The following is a 16,420-nucleotide window of genomic DNA, read 5'->3' as shown; positions in this document are numbered from 1 at the left end:
ATGGCCTGTCTGCTGCCTCACCATCCCCCTGCTTACTGCGCGCTGGCCTTCAGATAGGCCAGCAGATCGGCGATCTTCTGCTCGTCGCTGATGCCCCAGAAGCGCATGCGCGTGCCCGGCACCACCCGATCCGGATCACGCATGAAAGCAGCCAGCCGTTCTTCGCTCCAGACAATGCCGGACTTCTGCATGGCCTCCGAATAATGATAATCGCCGGTGCTGGCCGCTTTGCGGCCTATTACACCCGTCAGTTGCGGGCCGAAACCACCGCGCGCACGCGGCCCGACCTGATGGCAGGATGCGCACAGCTTGAACGCGGCCTGCCCGGCCTGCGGATTGCCTGCCAGCGGCGCAGCGCCACCGGCATGCGGCCAGAGCGCCATCAGTCCTAGCAAACTCCATAGGCGCACAGGGTTGTAGCGGCTTTCCGTCTGTTTCAGCATGTTTTCCCGTATGGTGAATGCACTGCCGGTATTGTGCCAGATGCCCGTGGCCGGCTCGCTGCAACGCGAGCCGAAAAACTCCGGAGCACACTTTAAAGTAGGCTACACTCTGACGCTTGCAAAGTTAAAGTTATCGAATCCGACTGTTCCGACTATGGCAAACAAGCTGCATCACCGATGGATAGGCTGCATTGCGCTGCTCGTGTTCTGGCTATCCGGCATGGCGTCGGCCAGTACCCGCATGGTCTATCCGCTCAGTAGCGACGGCGTCGACAGCCGTTATGATTACGATTGGGCGGTACTGCGCACGGCCATGGAAAAGACCATACCAGCGTATGGCCCCTACCAGCAGCTGCAGTCCGGGGTTGCCATGTCACCCCAGCGCGTGCTGCTGGAAATGAGCGCGCCGCAGGGTCGCATCAATGTGTTTGTGCGGGCGACTTCGCCCGAACTGGAACAGCGCTTTCTGCCCATCCGCCTGCCGGTGGACCGCGGCCTGCTGGGCTACCGCCTGCTGCTGATCCGTGCTGCTGATCAGGCCCGCTTTGCCAGCGTACGCACGCTGGACGATTTGCGCCAATTGCGCGCAGGACTAGGCAAAGGCTGGGCTGATGTCAGCATTTTCAAAACTGCCGGTGTCGAGGTGGTAGAAGGCAGTAGCTACGCCGGCCTGTTCGGCATGCTGGCAGCGGGCCGCTTCGACTTCTATTCGCGCTCGGCTGATGAAGCGCTGCGCGAATTCGACGAACGCCATACCAGCCATCCGGGGCTGGCCATAGAATCGACGCTGCTGCTGCACTACCCGCTGCCGCGCTACTTCTTCGTGCGGCGCGATGCCGAAGGCGAGCAGCTGGCGCGCCGCATTACCGACGGCATGGAGATCATGCTCAAGGACGGCAGCCTGAACGCCCTATTCCAGCAGCACAAAGGCCGGCTGATAAAGAAAACGGCGCTGTTCAAGCGCCGTCTGATTAAATTACCCAATCGCGATCTGTCGCCGCAAACGCCGCTGGCCCGTAGCGAATGGTGGATCAATCCGCTCACCGGCCGGTAGCCTGCGCCGGCCTGTCAGGGCCAGATCGCTTTGAGTACAGCAGCGAGCTGGTAGCCGCCCTGTATCAGCTGGGTCTTGGCCAGTGAGGAACTGGGCACGGGGTAATTATCCGGCACCGTCAGCGCCCACACGGCATAGCTCTCGCCGCTCTTGCTGGTCTGGCGCGTCAGCGTACCCGCTGCGACACCTTCGTGCGCCTGTTTGGATACCGCCAGCGCCTGATCGGCCCACGCATACGGCCACTGCACCGGATCGCCGCTCTGGCTGGCCACTTGCGGCTGCGCTGCAATCACTTTCTGGGCAAACTGCTGCGGCGTACGTACGCCGGCACGGCGGAACACATAATTGACCACCGTGGTATCCCAGTAGGAATGGAACGGACGGGTGGTCTGCGGCGCTCGCGCTGGCTGGGTGCTGGCAGCAGGCTTGTCGTCGGCGGGACCAGCCTCGATCAGCTGGGCGCTCTGCGCACTCAGTTTGAGGTCGTCGAGCAGCAGGTTGTTACCGCCGCGCGCATCGAACAGATTGACGCTGTCCACTTGCGTCTGCGTCTGCGGCACGACGAAATTGCCGCGCTGGTCGACATAGGCGGCACCGACATGCAGCGGCTGGGTAATGTCGCCGGCCAGATGGGTCAGTATCAGGAGGGCCTGACGGGGCGTGAAGCGGTGCGGATTGCTGGCTGCATCGTCTTTACCCTGCAAGACCTGTATGCACTGCTTGAGCGTCTGCACGATATCGATATCGGTCGTGCCCACATCGTGGTCATGGTAGTGCGTGAACTGGAACGGCAGATCGGTATAGTGGTATTCGCTGTGCTTGGGGTTGGCCGCCACATAGCTCTGCATCTCTTCGCTTTGCGGACCGCAGTAGCTGCCCTTGACGCAGTCGGCCCAGATGGCGATCTTCTCCAGCGATTCGCCCGGCAGCAGCAGCGCTTTGACGTGCTGCTCCGCGCTACTGCCCTGCAGCAGCTGGTCGGCAATTGCGCCCACGGCGCGGTGGCCATCGTTACCCCATGCATGGGCATTAAAGCTGGCAAACACGCCGCACAATGCGGCACTTACAACGAGTTTATTCATTCGGACTACCTTTGGCCGGTTTCGGATATATACGGTTGATGTCGAGCGGCTGGGTATAGCCCGAGCTCCAGATCTGCTCCTGCAGTGCGGCCAGACGCTGCGCCATTTTATCGTTGCGCATCACCACTTCCAGATTGCGCGACAAATCGAAATAGCCGCCACTCCAGTTGCTGGTGCCTACCCAGGCGATCTGATTATCGATCACCATGGTCTTGCTGTGGATGACGCGGGCAAACGGGATGAAGCCGCTGCTGGCCGCCGGCAGCGTGGCAACGCGGATTTCCACGTTAGGCAGGATGGCCAGACTTTTCAGGTACACCTGCGGCAGCGCTTCCAGATTCCAGTTCGACACCAGCAGCTTGATCTTCACACCACGGTTGGCTGCCGCCCGCACGGCGTTGTCGATCACGGCGTAATACGGGCGCGTGCCTTTCGGGCCATAACTGAGCGGCGCGTAGTCGAGCAGCTGCACGCGCACTTCGCTTTTGGCCTGCGCCAGCAGCGCCGGCAAGGCCGCTTCGCTATCGTCCACGCCGGCCGGATTGTAAGCCTGCGGGCTGGCCAGCAGCATGGCATCGCGCTGCAGATTGAGCGGCTGGCGCGTTACATTCAATGCCGGCACCACCACGCCCTGCGCCGTCAGCGCCTGCGCGCGCCAGTCCTGATTGAAGATAGCCTGCACCTGCGCCACCAGTCTGGGTTCGGTAATCCGCACGCCCGTCTCGTGGATATGCTCGAACGAGCGCCAGTCGAAGTTCTGGCTGCCCACATACGCCGCCGCACCATCGACCACCAGATACTTGGCGTGGATGATGCCGTTGCCGGTCAGCTTGTTAAAATCGATCACGCGCAGTTCCAGATTCGGAATGGCTTTCAGCTGCTCTATGGTGCTCTGCTCGGACAGCCCCACGCCTTTCTGGTCCAGCAGGAAGCGGATTTTCACGCCGCGCTGGCCGGCAGCAGCCAGCCGTTCCACCACTTTGCTGAAGACGCTGCCGGGCTTGTTGACGGCGTAGAACTGGCCGATCAGGATTTCCTGTTTAGCGTTATCAAACAGCTCGCTCCAGACGGTGGCCGGATCGCGCAGATCGCTATTGGCGAGCGTCGTCTCGACCGGCGCGGTCTGCACCAGTTCGAAACCGGGGATGGAAAATTCGGCGCGGGCCGGGGTGCCCAGTGCCAGCAATGCCGGCAGCACGACGGCAGGTAATACACGACGCATATGCTCACTCCTCAAAATTATTGCAGGCGCTTGATGCGGCCTTGCGGCTCGCTGCGGCCAGCGGGCTTGCCGGCCTGTTCGCGCTTGACCAGATAGTCGGTCAGCGCATCGATATCGCGGATGCCCGTCTCAGCACGGTTGCGCCCCAGCGGGAAGATGGAAAAGCCTTCGCCGCCTTCGGCCAGAAAGTTCGTCACGATGACACGGTAGGTGGTGTCGTTTTCGATCGGCACGCCATGCAGCATCACGCTATCCGGCACCACTTTGCTGCCGATGGCGGCACGCGGGTCCCAGCTATAGCTGAAGCCTTCCGACACCTGCATCAGCCCGCGCGTGATATCGCGTCCGCCCAGCCACTGCTGTTCCAGCAGTTCGCGGATCTGCAAGCCGCGCAGATTCATCGCCACCACGGTATTCCCGAACGGCAGCACATACAGCGCCTGTCCGGCCGTAACGCGGTTGCCGCTGGTGGTTTCCAGATCCTGCCGCATGGCGCCATTGTTCATGAAAGCGATCTGTCCGCCGTACGGGCGGCCCGCCGCCAGTATGGCATCGGCTACCAGATCACCGAGCGCCGATTCGCCATCGTCGTGCTTTTCGCGCAGCACGCTAGGCACCGCCAGTCTGGCCACTGGACGGGCCAGCGCTGCAGCGCTGCGCTCGCGCACCTGCGCCAGATAGGCATCGATTTTCGGATCGCCAGGCCAGCGCCCGGCCGTCATGACCTCCTGACTGGCGCGCACGTCGCGCACGGTCTGGCTGGCCACATCGACTTTCAGGGTAATGCGCGACAGCACATGGCCGCCCATATCGGACTGGGTAACCAGCCGCTCATCCACCTTGCACAGATAGCCGCGGTGCGAGTGGCCCGTTACCACCAGCTTGATGGCGGGATCGAGTTTTTTCACCACATCGACCACGGGCCCCGTCAGGTGGCTGCAATCCTGCTGGTCGAATTTATCGGTGGTGCGGCCGCCCTGATGGATCAGCACCACGAACACGCCTACGCCCTGCTTGCGCAGTTCCGGCAGCTGGCGGTTGATGGCTTCCGCTTCGTCGATGAATTCCAGCCCGGCGATACCCGAAGCCAGCAGCTTTTCCGGCGCATCGCGCAGCACCGTGCCGATGAACGCTACCTTCACGCCGCGCGCCTGCTCGATCTTATAGGCCGGCAGCAGCGGCTTGCGGGTGACCATGTCGATCACATTAGCGGCCAGATACTGGAATCTGGCGCCTTCATAGGTCGGGTTGTACTGGCAGGCTTTTTCCGGCCGTGGCGAAGCACAGCCGCCTTTTTGCTGGCGCAGCAGCTCGATGCGGCCGGCATCGAATTCGTGATTGCCCACCGAGCTGACTTTGAGTCCCAGCAGATTCATGGCACCGATAGTCGGTTCGTCGGCCCACATCGAGGAGATCGCCGGACTGCCGCCTATCAGATCGCCTGCCCCCACCAGCAGCAGTTCCGGATCTTCCTTGCGCCATGCCTGCAGGGCCGCGCCTATGGTATCGATGCCGCCGGCAGTGACCGTGCGCGGGCCCAGCCCGTAGTAGCTGTCGAGCACATATTTACTGGCTTCGATATTGCCGTGGAAATCGTTAATGCTGACCAGCTGGACGTCCACCACCGCCGGCGGCACGGGCTGACGCCAGGCGCAGCCGGCCAGCAGGGCAACCAGCATCAGGCTCAGGGATTTTTTCATTACGGATCATGCCTATGGGATCATGCCTATATTTAAGCGCTCATTGTACCGTCCGGCGCGCTGCTTGCGCGGCGGGGACATGCTACGTTACAAAGCGGCGCTCAAATGAAAAACACCCTATAAGTACGGGACTTATAGGGTGTGATATGTGGTGCGGAGACGGGCCGCAGCCCGTCTCTGGATCAACGCTTAGAAGTCCACCGACAGGGTAGCCGATGCGAAGCGTGGCGCGCCCAGGTAGTAGCGGGCAGCCGACGAAACACTGACGCCCTGGTATGGCAGCGCATTGACGACGGTGGTCGACGATGGGTTGCGATACTGTTTGTCGGTCAGGTTGCTGATGTTGAAGCTCAGCTTAGGACGCTTGAACACGCTGAAGTTCGGCAGGGTGTAGCCGCCGTCCAGACCATAGGTGGTGTAGCCAGGAGCGACTTCGTCGTTCATCAGCGAAGCGTACTGCTTGCTGGTGGCACGGGCTTTCAGACGAATCCAGAAAGCGCCGTCCTGATATTCCACCGACAGGCCGGCTTTACGGGCTGGCGAGTTCGGCGCATCTTTGCCGGCGGTAGGCAGCAGCACTTGCTTGGTACCGGCGAAGCCGTACAGATTGTCTTTCAGTTCCGCTTTCAGGAAGCCCAGCGAGCCGTAGAATGCCCAGCCGTTGATCGGAGTGTTACCCACTTCGATTTCCAGACCGTGGTGTTTTTCACGACCGATGTTCAGGTAGGTGTTCTTCGCGGTTTCAGGGTCGAACGAGCTGGCTTGCTTGTTCTTGAAGTCGGTGTAGAACGCGGTCACCGTAGCGATGAACTTCGAATCCTGGTGACGGTAGCCCAGATCGCTGCTCCACGAGGTTTCAGGCTGGGTGTCCTTGAAGGTGGTTGGCAGCAGAGTGGTGGCGTCCACGATCACGTTCGAGCCGATGTTACCGAAGATGAAGTTCGGTGGTGCTTTCATGTTCTTGGCAACCGAAGCGAACACCTGGTCATCGTTGGTGATGCGATAGCGGGCACCGAACTGTGGCAGGGTTTCGTGGTAGGTCTTATCGAACTGGAATGGCTTGACGGTGTTCAGTTCATCGCCGAAGTTGGTGAAGTCACGCTTGATGTACGGAGCGCGCACGCCGACGTTCAGTTTCAGTTTGTCGTCCATCAGGCTGATGGTGTCTTGTGCGAATGCCTGATAGGCGGTCGAGATCGAAATCCAGTCGCGGCTTTCGGCGGCGTGGCCGTCAGGACGGGTGATCTGGCCATCCTGCAGCCAGATGTCAGCGCGGTTGCCATCATTGCTCAGAGCCAGCATAGGACCGGTCTGCTCGTGACGGGCACGTTCCCACCATACACCAGCCTTGATTTCGTGGTTTTCCAGATTGTAGATGAAGGCCAGGTTGGCGCCCGGACGCACGGTGCGGGTGACGCTGGCATTCGCTACCAGTACGGTGTCCAGAGTGTCGCCGTCGCCGTTCAGGTCCACGGTCTGGTCGCGTTTGCCGGTGGCCGGGTTGTAGAAGCCTTTTTCCGACACGGCGCGCTGCTGGGTACCGCCGTTACCGAAGCCGTACCACATGTACGGGGTGAAGGCCACGTCCAGATTTTCGCTCAGACGGAATTTGCTCACAGCCGAAGCGATGATGTTTTTGAACGGGTTGATCGACAGGCCATAGTAGGCTGGCGACTGGGTGGTTTCAACCTGTGCAGTGCCTTTGACCGGGGTCAGGTGACCTTTGAACGACGTGGCGTAGTCAGCGTAGTAACCGTTGGTGTTCAGTTCGGTCAGAGTCGGGTTGTAGATGTTGTTGTTGACAGCCTTGTTGAACAGGATGGTCGCATGGATGTAATTGAAGCGGTCCCAGTCGTAGTTAGCACCCATGTCGACGTGGTTACGCTTGGCGCTGCCCGGGCCTTTCCATTTGTCGGCTTCTGCGTGCGAAGCCGAGATGAAGGCGGTGAACTTATCGTCCAGCAGGGCGCCGGTATCATAGCGCACGAAGGTTTTCTGCATGTTCAGCTGACCGAACGACTGCATCACGCGCACGCGCTGTTTTTTCTCTGGAGCGCAGGTGGTAATGCCGAAGTTACCGCCGGTGGCGCCAACCTGTGGCGAGTCCACGTCGGTCGAACCCTGGGTCACGAACTGCGAGCAGGTGTTTTCCTGGTCAACGTATTCCTGTGGGTACACCGCGAAGTTACCCGAGTCGTTGACTGGCACGCCGTTGATGGTGGCGCCGATCTGGTCGGAGTTGAAGCCGCGCAGGGTCATGCCGCCGCCGAACAGGCCGGTTGCGTCGTAGTTGTAGCTGTTCACTGCTGGCAGCATTTCCAGAGCTTCATAGGCATTGCCGGTTGGGCGCTGCTTTTCCAGCTCTTCAGCGGTAATCGTGCTGCGTGCCTTAGGTGCATCCTCGGTCACCATCAGACCCATGCCGAGCTTCTTGCCGGTAATGATCACTTCAGCAGGTTTTGCTGGGGCTGCGTCGGTCTGTGCGTAGGCTGCCGATGCGCTCAGGCACATTACCTGGCAGGCCAGAGCTACGATGCGCAGCTTAGGATTGTGTTTAACAGAGGATTGCATTGAGGGAACTCCCAGTTATGTGAAAAAAATTATTGTGTTCTACGATGCTATTGAGCCCTACAGCTTGTGGCCGCGACTCCCGCATGGCACAAAGTGCCCATGACATCACAAAATTGTAACCAGTAAATATTTCATCAACATGACAATATTACAGTTGATAAACTGTCACGCCGTAAGCTTGCTTCTACCATCCTCGAAACAGACAAAACCGCGCCCGAATGAGGCAACTCTGGCAACTATGCACGAGCCAAAAATGTGTGACAAATACGATTTACTTTAGGGATTTATATGAAAGCGATATAAATATAGGCAAAAACTGCCCGCCAATTCATCGCTGAGCGGCATAGCCTCATTAAGAGGCAAATTATAGTTGACCAGCCCATCCTTGAAAGGAATTCACTTACAAATTGCACCAATCTGGTGCAAAGTACCGAATTCTGTCGCACCACCACCACATACCTGACGGCAACTGCCGGGACCATGCGGTTCCGCCCGAGGCTGGTCGAACGGAAAATAAGTGCGCGATTTTAGAGTACGCGTCGCGGCAACGCAACATTTCTTGCCGCGACGGTGAAGGGACTCAGCGCGGCTTGACCTGCGCTGCTGCCGCGATGGCGGCCTCGAACTGGCTGAAGCGGTTACGCATATCCTTGAGCAATTGCTGCTTTTCCCCATCTTTCAGGAAGCTGTAGCGGATGCTGTCGAGCGACAATTTCTTGATTTCCGCATAGTCGGGCTTGTAACGCGCTGCATATAACACATACTCGCCCGACAGGTTATTGCGGGAAACACCAGCATCGTCCGTCGCCAGCACATAGGGCACGCCATATTTGCGGTACAGCGTGACGGGATGGGCCTCGCCCTGCACACCGAGGATGAACTGGTTGCTGCTCAGGTTGACTTCGACAGGGATGTCCCTGTCATGCATGGTTTTCATCAGCGCCAGCGCCGCCGTTTCGTGCGCAATGTCCATGCCGTGGCCGATGCGGCTGGCCCCCGCCGTATCGATGGCATCGCGGATATGGAAGCTCAGCTCTTCCGGCTGCACCATGCCCAGCGCCAGTTCACCCGCGTGCAGGGCCAGTTTCACGTCGGGATAGCGCGCTTTCAGGAACTGGAACATACGCATGTGCAGTTTGTAGTCGCGCATGGAGACATAGGTGCTCTCCTGTCCGACGATATTCACGCCGACGATTTTCGGATGCGAACGGGCCAGCTTGAAGCTAGACACGATCTGCGAAAACACCTGCGACGGCGACAGGAAACGCAGCGCAAACGGCTGGTAGCGCATGGTGAAATTGGCGTCATCGATGCCGGCGCTGCTGGCGTCGACATTGGCCTTGTAGCCATTAATCCATTGCTGGAAGGGCTGGTTATCTTCCAGCCGCGCCGCGAGCGCTGCCAGATCCGCTTGCGTTACCTTGCCTGCCTGCGCCAGCTGGTCGAACGCGGCGTCCTGCGCAATCGGCGCGATCTCGAATATGGTTTCGATGTAGCGCAGGTTCTCCTGCATGGCGCGCTGCTTCAGCCGCTGCAGGCCATCGGCCGTATTGGTCGATGACACCGGGCCGAAATAGGCAAAGGTGTCGAAGAACTGGCGGTCGGGCGGCGACTGGATGGCGCTATGGTTATAAAAGTCCTTGTCGGACCAGCGCTGCAGCAGCTGCGCCAGCACCGTATTATTCTGCATAACGTCCACACCGGACAGGCAGTTACGCTCGGCCAGCGGTTTGGCCCGTTCAGCTGCCACTTCCGCCGCCACGGTATTGATCATGTAGCTCTGCTTGCTGACGCAGTAGCCCTGCTGGTCCACCCACTCCAGATACTGTTCGGCGTAGATCGCCCCCGAGTAGTGATGGTGCAGGTCGCCGCCTTTGGGCAGCATGGTCATGAACATCGTCAGCTCGGCCAGTTTGGGCTCGCCGCCGGACAGCAGCGCGGCAAAGTGGCGCCGGGTCACTTCCTCGTTGCTCGGTGCCGCGGCCTGCGCCTGCGGCACGGCGCACAGCAAGGCTAGTGCCGTATTGACGGCCAGTACCGCGGCCTTCAGACTGACGATATTTTTTTGCATGAGTTTTCCCGTAATGTGTGGATGACTGGCGAGTCTGTCTGAAGAGCGCTGCCGCTATGCCGCCCTGCCCTGCACCAACCGGCAATGCTAGGCGGCTGCACGCCGATACACCGGCTGACCCGCCGCATAGGTGGCCGCTACGGCACGATCATCGCCCAGCAATGCCAGCGCAAACAGCAGCTCTTCCAGACTGGCGCCAGCATCCTGCCATGCGCGGTTGCGGCGCTCCAGCAAGGGTGTGGCAGCCGGATCGAGCACGATGAAATCGGCTTCCGCACCCGCGGCGAAATTGCCGATCACGCCTTCCAGCTGCATGCTGCGCGCTGCGCCCAGCGTGGCCAGATAAAACATGCGCAAGGCGGGCAGATAATGCCCCTTCAGTCGCGCTACTTTATAGGCTTCATTCATCGTTTGCAACATCGAGAACGAGCTGCCACCGCCCACATCGGTCGCCAGCGATAGCGCCATGCCGGCCGCATCGGCGGCGGCGAAGTCGAACAGGCCGCTACCGAGGAACAGGTTGGAAGTGGGGCAGATGGCGGCTGCAGCGCCGCTGGCCGCCATGCGGGCACGGTCGGTTTCATCGAGCCAGATGCAATGGCCGTACATGGCGCGGGGCCGCAGCAGACCTACGCTGTCATACACATCGATATAGCTGCGCGCCTGCGGGAACAGTTCGTGTACCCATGCGCATTCGGCCTGGTTTTCCGAAACGTGGGTCTGGATAAACGTATCGGGATAGGCGCCTGCCAGCTCGCCGGCCAGATGCAGCTGGGCGTCCGTCGAAGTGGGCGCGAAACGCGGCGTGATGGCGTACAGCGCACGGCCACGCTTGTGCCAGCGCTGGATCAGCGCTTCCGTGTCGCGCGCGCCGCCTTCGGCCGTATCGCGCAGGAACTCGGGGCAGTGGCGGTCCATCAGTACCTTGCCGGCCACCATGCGCAGGCCGCGCCGCTCGCTGGCCGCGAAAAAGGCATCGACCGATTGCGGGTGCACAGTGCAGTAGACCATGGCGGTGGTGGTGCCACAGCGCAGCAGCTCATCAAGGAAGAACTCGGCCACCTGCCCGGCATGCGCCGGGTCTTCGAACTGGCGCTCGGTGGGGAAGGTATAGGTCTCCAGCCATGGCAGCAGGCCATCGGCGGGCGAGGCGATCATGTCCGTCTGCGGATAATGCACGTGGGTGTCGATAAAGCCGGGCATCAGCAGCTTGCCCCGATAGTCGTGCACGGGCGTGGCAGGCGGCAGCGTGGCGTGCAGGCTGGCGTAGTCACCGGCGGCCTGCACTTTGCCATCCGCAACGATCAGCAGACCGTCGGCATGATAGACATGCGCGTCGGCGCTGAAGGCCGGATCGGCGAGAAAGTGCAGCAAGCTGCCTCGATAGGCTTGCAGATTTGGCGGCATAACAGAGTCCTGAGTAGTAATGAATTCTAGCGCGAGCCGGCCAGTGACGCGTATTGCGTCTCCCAGACCATCAGCAATTGTGCGCAGACGGAAGTAGCAATCACGGCGGGCAGCTTGCTGCGGATGCCGGGCAAGCCTATCGGGCAGACCATGGCGGCAATGCGTTCGGCAGGCAGGCCGCGCGCCGCCATGCGCCGCTCGAACTGCACCCGCTTGGTTTGCGAGCCGATCAGGCCGAACCAGCCCACCTCGGCGCGCGCCACAATCGCTTCGCTCAGGCGCTGGTCCAGCGCGTGGCTGTGGGTCAGCACCAGATAGCTGGCACCGGCGGGGGCGCTGGCCACCAGCGCTTCCGGCGTATCGGTCGCTTCGATGCGCACATTGGCCGGCACCCGGGAGGGGAACATGTCTTCACGCTCGTCTATCCAGCTGACAGTGCACGGCAGTTCGCCCAGCAGGCGCACGATGGCGGCGCCGACATGGCCGGCGCCAAACAGCAGCAGGTGGGCGCGCGGCGCCAGCACGGCATCGGCCAGCCAGCGGCGGCCCGCATCGTCGCGCAGCACCTGCGTGCTGCGCGCGTAATCAAAGGCAGGCAACAGCGTCCTGATACAGGCTTGCGCCCCGGCAGGTGCCAGCACGGTGCCCTCGCCATCGAGCAGCAAGGTGCTGGCCGCGCCGTCCAGCGCGCTCACACGCCAGCAGTCGCTGCGCTGATGCCGCCTGAGCTGCGCCAGCACCTGTGCCAGCGCGGCGTCCACCAGTTCGTAGGCCAGATACACCACACCGCCGCAGCACTGGCCCAGCGTGGGACCCAGCGCATAGCGCAGCAGTTGCGGCACTGGTGCAGCCTCGCGCAGCATGCCGCGCGCCACTTCCAGCGCGCACAGTTCCAGATGGCCACCGCCTATGGTGTCGGCCTGCGCGTCCGCCGTGACCAGCATGTGTGCACCGGCCTCGCGCGGGACCGAGCCCTCGGCGATGGCGACCGTGACCAGAACTGCCGGTCCGGCAGGTGCTGCATTAAGCCATGGGTTCATTGCAGTCCTCAGGCAGCCATCTGCACCGCAGTAATGGCACGCAGGATTTCCTCACTGGTTGCGGGTGCGTTCAGCGGTGGCTGCACGCGATGGCCGCCCACACTGGAAATCGCATCGCGAATGGCGAAGAACACCGAGAACGGCAGCAGCAGCGGCGGCTCGCCCACGGCTTTGGAGCGGTGTATGCTGTCCTCGACGTTGCGGTTCTCGAACAGCTCGACGCGGAAGTCCTGCGGACAGTCGGAAATGCCCGGTATCTTGTAGGTCGACGGGGCATGCGTCATCAGCTTGCCCGCCGCGTTCCACCACAGCTGTTCCGTGGTCAGCCAGCCCATGCCCTGTATGAAAGCGCCCTCCACCTGCCCTTTATCGATGGCCGGATTGAGCGATTTACCGGCGTCGTACAGTGCATCGGCACGCAGCAGCTTCCATTCGCCGGTCAGGGTATCGACCACCACTTCCGACACGGCGGCGCCGTAGGCATAGTAGGAGAACGGGTGGCCGTTCATGGTTTTGGCATCCCAGTGCAGGCCCGGCGTGGCATAGAAACCGTCCGACCATAGCTGCACACGGGCCAGATAGGCTTTCTGCACCAGTTCTGCAAATGCAAGACGGTGGCCGTTCACATGCACGGCATTATCGAAGAACTGCACCGGCAGGCCATCGTCATTGCCATACAGCTTGATAGCAAAGGCCGCCAGCCGCTGGCGGATCTGGTGCGCAGCGTCCTGCGCGGCTTTGCCGTTCAGGTCTGCCCCAGTCGATGCTGCCGTAGCCGAGGTGTTGGCCACCTTGCTGGTATCGGTAGCGCTAATGCGCACATGGTCGAGATCGAGTCCCAGTTCATGCGCGACCACCTGCATCACCTTGGTGTTGATGCCCTGCCCCATCTCCGTGCCGCCGTGATTGACCAGCACCGAGCCATCGACATATACGTGCACCAGTGCACCGGCCTGATTAAGGTGGGTAACGTTGAAGGCGATACCGAATTTCAGCGGCGTCAGTGCCAGCCCTTTTTTCAGCACAGGGCTGCTGCGGTTATAGGCCTCTATCTCCTTACGGCGGGCGCGGTATTCGCTGCTCTGCTCCAGTTGTACCGTCAGCGCGTCGATCACGTTATCGACGATCTCCTGTCCGTAAGGGGTGACGTTGCGCTCCGTCTTGCCGTAAAAATTCAGACGGCGGATATCGAGTGCGTCGCGGCCCAGCTGACGGGCGATCTCGTCGATCACGTATTCGATGGCGATGGCGCCTTGCGGGCCACCGAATCCACGGAAAGCCGTATTCGACTGGGTATTGGTCTTGCCGCAGGCTGCGCGGATATCCACATCCGACAGGTAGTAGGCATTATCGAAGTGGCACACAGCGCGGGTGGCAACGGGGCCGGACAGATCAGCCGAGAAACCGGCGCGCAGCGTCATATCGACGCGCGCTGCCAGTATGCGGCCCTCGGCGTCATAGCCCACTTCGTACTCGTAGTAGAAGCAGTGGCGCTTGCCGGTGACCAGCATGTCGTCGTCGCGGTCGGCGCGCAGCTTGACGGGACGGCGCAGCTTAGCCGCAGCGATGGCAGCCGATGCTGCCCACAGCGCCGACTGCGACTCCTTGCCGCCAAAGCCGCCCCCCATGCGGCGGCATTCCACCTGCACTTTATGGGCGTGGATGCCCAGCGCATGGGCCACCACATGCTGCATTTCGCTAGGGTGCTGGGTCGAGCACTGCACCAGCATGCCCTGATCTTCTTTCGGCGTGGCGTAGGCGATCTGCCCTTCCAAATAAAACTGTTCCTGGCCGCCCACGAACAGCTGGCCACGCACCACGTGGGGCGCAGCTTCAAATGCCGCCTTGAAGTCGCCGCGCTGCAGCTGCATGGGCGGCAGCACATACTGCTGCGCAGCCTTGGCTTGCTGCGGCGTGAAGATCGCCGGCAGTTCCTCGTAACTGATGCGGGCGCAGCGGGCAGCCCGGCGCGCGTTGTCATGACTATCGGCCACCACGATAAAGATAGGCTGGCCTACATACATGACCTCGCCCGCGCACAGGATAGGGTCATCATGGATAATGGGGCCGCAGTCATTGGTGCCGGCAATGTCGCTCGCCGTGTACACCGCCACCACGCCCGGCGCCGCCAGTACTGGCGCCAGATCCATGGCGGTAATGCACGCGTGTGCCTTGGACGACAGGCCCAGCGCCGCATGCAGAGTGCCGTGCAGTTCGGGAATATCGTCCGTGTAAGTGGCCTGCCCCAGCACATGCAGGGCAGCCGATTCATGCTTGCTGCCGATACCGACAGCTTTCCAGTCCTGTGCTGCCAGCAGCACCGGTGCGACGTTCTGATTCATGGCTTCTCCTTGCAGCCGCCGCAGGCAAACGGGTTGACATCCTGCACTGCCAGCGGCGCGTCGGCACGCGTCTCGAACCAGTAGCGGCGCAGCAGATTCTGCGCTGTCTGCATCCGGTAGCTACTCGACGCACGCATATCGGACAAGGGCTTGAAATCCTGCGCCAGCATATCCATCGCTACCTGCAGATTGGCCTCGTTCCAGCGCAGACCCAGCAGTGCTGCTTCGGCACGCGCAGCGCGGCGCGGCGTGGCCGCCATGCCGCCGTAGGCAATGCGCGCATCCCTGATCACATCGCCATCGAAGCGGAAAGCAAACGCTGCGCACACAGCGGAAATATCCTGATCGTAGCGTTTGGCCAGCTTATAGGTGCGGAACTGCACATCGGCCCTAGGCAGTGGCACCCGCACGGCTGCGACGAATTCGTCGCTCTGCATATCCTTCTTCTGGTAATCGAGATAGAAGGCTTCCAGCGCCAGCACGCGTTCGCCCTGCGGGCCGCGCAGCACCACTTCGCTGCCCAGCGCTATCATCCACGGCATGGAATCGCCGATAGGCGAACCATTGGCCACATTGCCACCCAGCGTGCCCGCGTTACGGATGGGCAGCGAAGCAAAGCGCTGCCACAGTTCACCCAGCTGGGACGGATAGTGGCGGCACAGCGCAGCATAGGCTGCGTTGAGTTTCACCCCTGCGCCGATGTGCAGCATGCCATCGGCTTCATAGACATCTTGCAGCGCCGCGACATGGCCAAGATAGATGATATCGCCCAGTTCGCGCATCTGCTTGGTCACCCACAGGCCGATATCGGTGCAGCCAGCCAGCAGCGTCGCCGCAGGATATTGCGCGCGCAGCGCCACCAGTTCGGCCAGCGTGCGCGGCGCGTGGAAAGTCTGGCCCTGCGCGCTGTAATGCGTGCCGCCATCGCGCTGCAAAGCCTGCAGCTGCGCCGTCAGTGCAGCGCGGTCGAATGCCACCTTGGGCAGTTCCGTCATGCGCTGGGCCGCATCGATGATGGGACGGTAGCCGGTGCAGCGGCACAGGTTGCCGGACAGGCAGTCATCGATTTCGTGGCGGCTGGCCGGCTGGCCATCCTTGTCCAGATACATGCCCCACAGCGACATCACAAAGCCGGGCGTGCAGAAGCCGCATTGCGAGCCGTGACATTCCACCAGCGCCTGCTGCACCGGATGCAGCGTGCCATCAGCTTGCTGCATATCCTCGACCGTGAACAGGGCCTTGCCATCGAGCGTAGGCGCAAACTGTATGCAGGAGTTCACCGCCTTCATCTCCAGTTCGCCCGCCGCATTCAGGCTGCCCAGCACCACCGTGCAGGCGCCGCAATCGCCTTCGGCACAGCCTTCCTTGGTGCCGCTGCAGTGCAGGTCTTCGCGCAGATGCTGGAGCACTGTGCGGGTGGGCTTGAGGCCGGAAATTTCGCGGACTTCGCCACGGTAGAAATAGCGGATAGTGTCGGACATCAGGGCC

At 61.4% G+C, this 16,420-nt stretch carries 11 protein-coding genes; 1 reads left to right on the top strand and 10 read right to left on the bottom strand.

Annotation, left to right across the window (positions count from 1 at the left end):
- Positions 1–32: 32 nt before the first annotated feature.
- Positions 33–443, bottom strand: a complete 411-nt coding sequence (locus GTP27_RS06795) for a c-type cytochrome (RefSeq protein WP_371865893.1) — start codon at positions 441–443, stop codon at positions 33–35.
- 154 nt (positions 444–597) lie between these two features.
- Between GTP27_RS06795 and GTP27_RS06790 the strand changes: the two genes are divergently transcribed.
- Entirely contained in the window at positions 598–1,497 is a 900-nt protein-coding gene (locus GTP27_RS06790) for a transporter substrate-binding domain-containing protein (RefSeq protein WP_229633477.1), read from the top strand.
- A 14-nt stretch (positions 1,498–1,511) separates the two neighbouring features.
- Here the strand turns inward: GTP27_RS06790 and GTP27_RS06785 are convergent, their stop codons facing one another.
- From GTP27_RS06785 to xdhA, 9 genes are all read right to left on the bottom strand, one after another.
- Positions 1,512–2,579 (bottom strand): S1/P1 nuclease, encoded by a 1,068-nt coding sequence (locus GTP27_RS06785; RefSeq protein WP_161038420.1) that lies wholly within the window; start codon positions 2,577–2,579, stop codon positions 1,512–1,514.
- Positions 2,572–3,801, bottom strand: coding sequence for a phospholipase D-like domain-containing protein (locus GTP27_RS06780; protein WP_161038419.1), 1,230 nt, complete (start codon positions 3,799–3,801; stop codon positions 2,572–2,574). The genes GTP27_RS06785 and GTP27_RS06780 overlap by 8 nt, the downstream gene beginning before the upstream one ends.
- Positions 3,802–3,818: 17 nt before the next feature.
- On the bottom strand, positions 3,819–5,501 hold the full coding sequence (locus GTP27_RS06775) for a bifunctional metallophosphatase/5'-nucleotidase (protein WP_161038418.1): 1,683 nt from the start codon (positions 5,499–5,501) through the stop codon (positions 3,819–3,821).
- 189 nt (positions 5,502–5,690) lie between these two features.
- A complete protein-coding gene (locus GTP27_RS06770) occupies positions 5,691–8,072 on the bottom strand; it encodes a TonB-dependent receptor (protein ID WP_161038417.1) in 2,382 nt (793 codons plus the stop codon).
- Positions 8,073–8,652: 580 nt separating this feature from the next.
- Positions 8,653–10,143: an adenosine deaminase family protein gene (locus GTP27_RS06765; RefSeq protein ID WP_161038416.1), complete on the bottom strand. Its 1,491-nt coding sequence runs from the start codon at positions 10,141–10,143 to the stop codon at positions 8,653–8,655.
- Between the two features lie 87 nt (positions 10,144–10,230).
- Positions 10,231–11,550 carry a guanine deaminase gene (gene guaD, locus GTP27_RS06760; protein ID WP_161038415.1) on the bottom strand — a complete coding sequence of 440 codons (1,320 nt, stop codon included), beginning with the start codon at positions 11,548–11,550 and terminating at the stop codon, positions 10,231–10,233.
- 26 nt (positions 11,551–11,576) lie between these two features.
- The gene (xdhC, locus tag GTP27_RS06755; RefSeq protein ID WP_161038414.1) at positions 11,577–12,590 is read right to left on the bottom strand and encodes a xanthine dehydrogenase accessory protein XdhC; all 1,014 of its coding nucleotides are present in this window, start codon (positions 12,588–12,590) and stop codon (positions 11,577–11,579) included.
- An 8-nt stretch (positions 12,591–12,598) separates the two neighbouring features.
- Positions 12,599–14,932, bottom strand: coding sequence for a xanthine dehydrogenase molybdopterin binding subunit (gene xdhB / locus GTP27_RS06750; RefSeq protein WP_161038413.1), 2,334 nt, complete (start codon positions 14,930–14,932; stop codon positions 12,599–12,601).
- Complete coding sequence (xdhA, locus tag GTP27_RS06745; protein WP_161038412.1) at positions 14,929–16,413, bottom strand: xanthine dehydrogenase small subunit; 1,485 nt, start codon at positions 16,411–16,413, stop codon at positions 14,929–14,931. The genes xdhB and xdhA overlap by 4 nt, the downstream gene beginning before the upstream one ends.
- Between the last annotated feature and the right edge of the window lie 7 nt (positions 16,414–16,420).

The organism is Duganella qianjiadongensis, from assembly GCF_009857915.1.
Taxonomy (GTDB): Bacteria; Pseudomonadota; Gammaproteobacteria; order Burkholderiales; family Burkholderiaceae_D; genus Rugamonas; species Rugamonas qianjiadongensis.
The sequence above is the reverse complement of the archived record's forward strand: the minus strand, read 5'-3'. Positions and strand labels throughout refer to the sequence as shown.

Excerpts from the sequence above, each read along its gene's own strand:
- GTP27_RS06795 (WP_371865893.1), bottom strand. The coding sequence starts at position 443 with ATGCTGAAACAGACGGAAAGCCGCTACAACCCTGTGCGCCTATGGAGT.
- GTP27_RS06790 (WP_229633477.1), top strand. The coding sequence starts at position 598 with ATGGCAAACAAGCTGCATCACCGATGGATAGGCTGCATTGCGCTGCTC.
- GTP27_RS06785 (WP_161038420.1), bottom strand. The coding sequence starts at position 2,579 with ATGAATAAACTCGTTGTAAGTGCCGCATTGTGCGGCGTGTTTGCCAGC.
- GTP27_RS06780 (WP_161038419.1), bottom strand. The coding sequence starts at position 3,801 with ATGCGTCGTGTATTACCTGCCGTCGTGCTGCCGGCATTGCTGGCACTG.
- GTP27_RS06775 (WP_161038418.1), bottom strand. The coding sequence starts at position 5,501 with ATGAAAAAATCCCTGAGCCTGATGCTGGTTGCCCTGCTGGCCGGCTGC.
- GTP27_RS06770 (WP_161038417.1), bottom strand. The coding sequence starts at position 8,072 with ATGCAATCCTCTGTTAAACACAATCCTAAGCTGCGCATCGTAGCTCTG.
- GTP27_RS06765 (WP_161038416.1), bottom strand. The coding sequence starts at position 10,143 with ATGCAAAAAAATATCGTCAGTCTGAAGGCCGCGGTACTGGCCGTCAAT.
- guaD (WP_161038415.1), bottom strand. The coding sequence starts at position 11,550 with ATGCCGCCAAATCTGCAAGCCTATCGAGGCAGCTTGCTGCACTTTCTC.
- xdhC (WP_161038414.1), bottom strand. The coding sequence starts at position 12,590 with ATGAACCCATGGCTTAATGCAGCACCTGCCGGACCGGCAGTTCTGGTC.
- xdhB (WP_161038413.1), bottom strand. The coding sequence starts at position 14,932 with ATGAATCAGAACGTCGCACCGGTGCTGCTGGCAGCACAGGACTGGAAA.
- xdhA (WP_161038412.1), bottom strand. The coding sequence starts at position 16,413 with ATGTCCGACACTATCCGCTATTTCTACCGTGGCGAAGTCCGCGAAATT.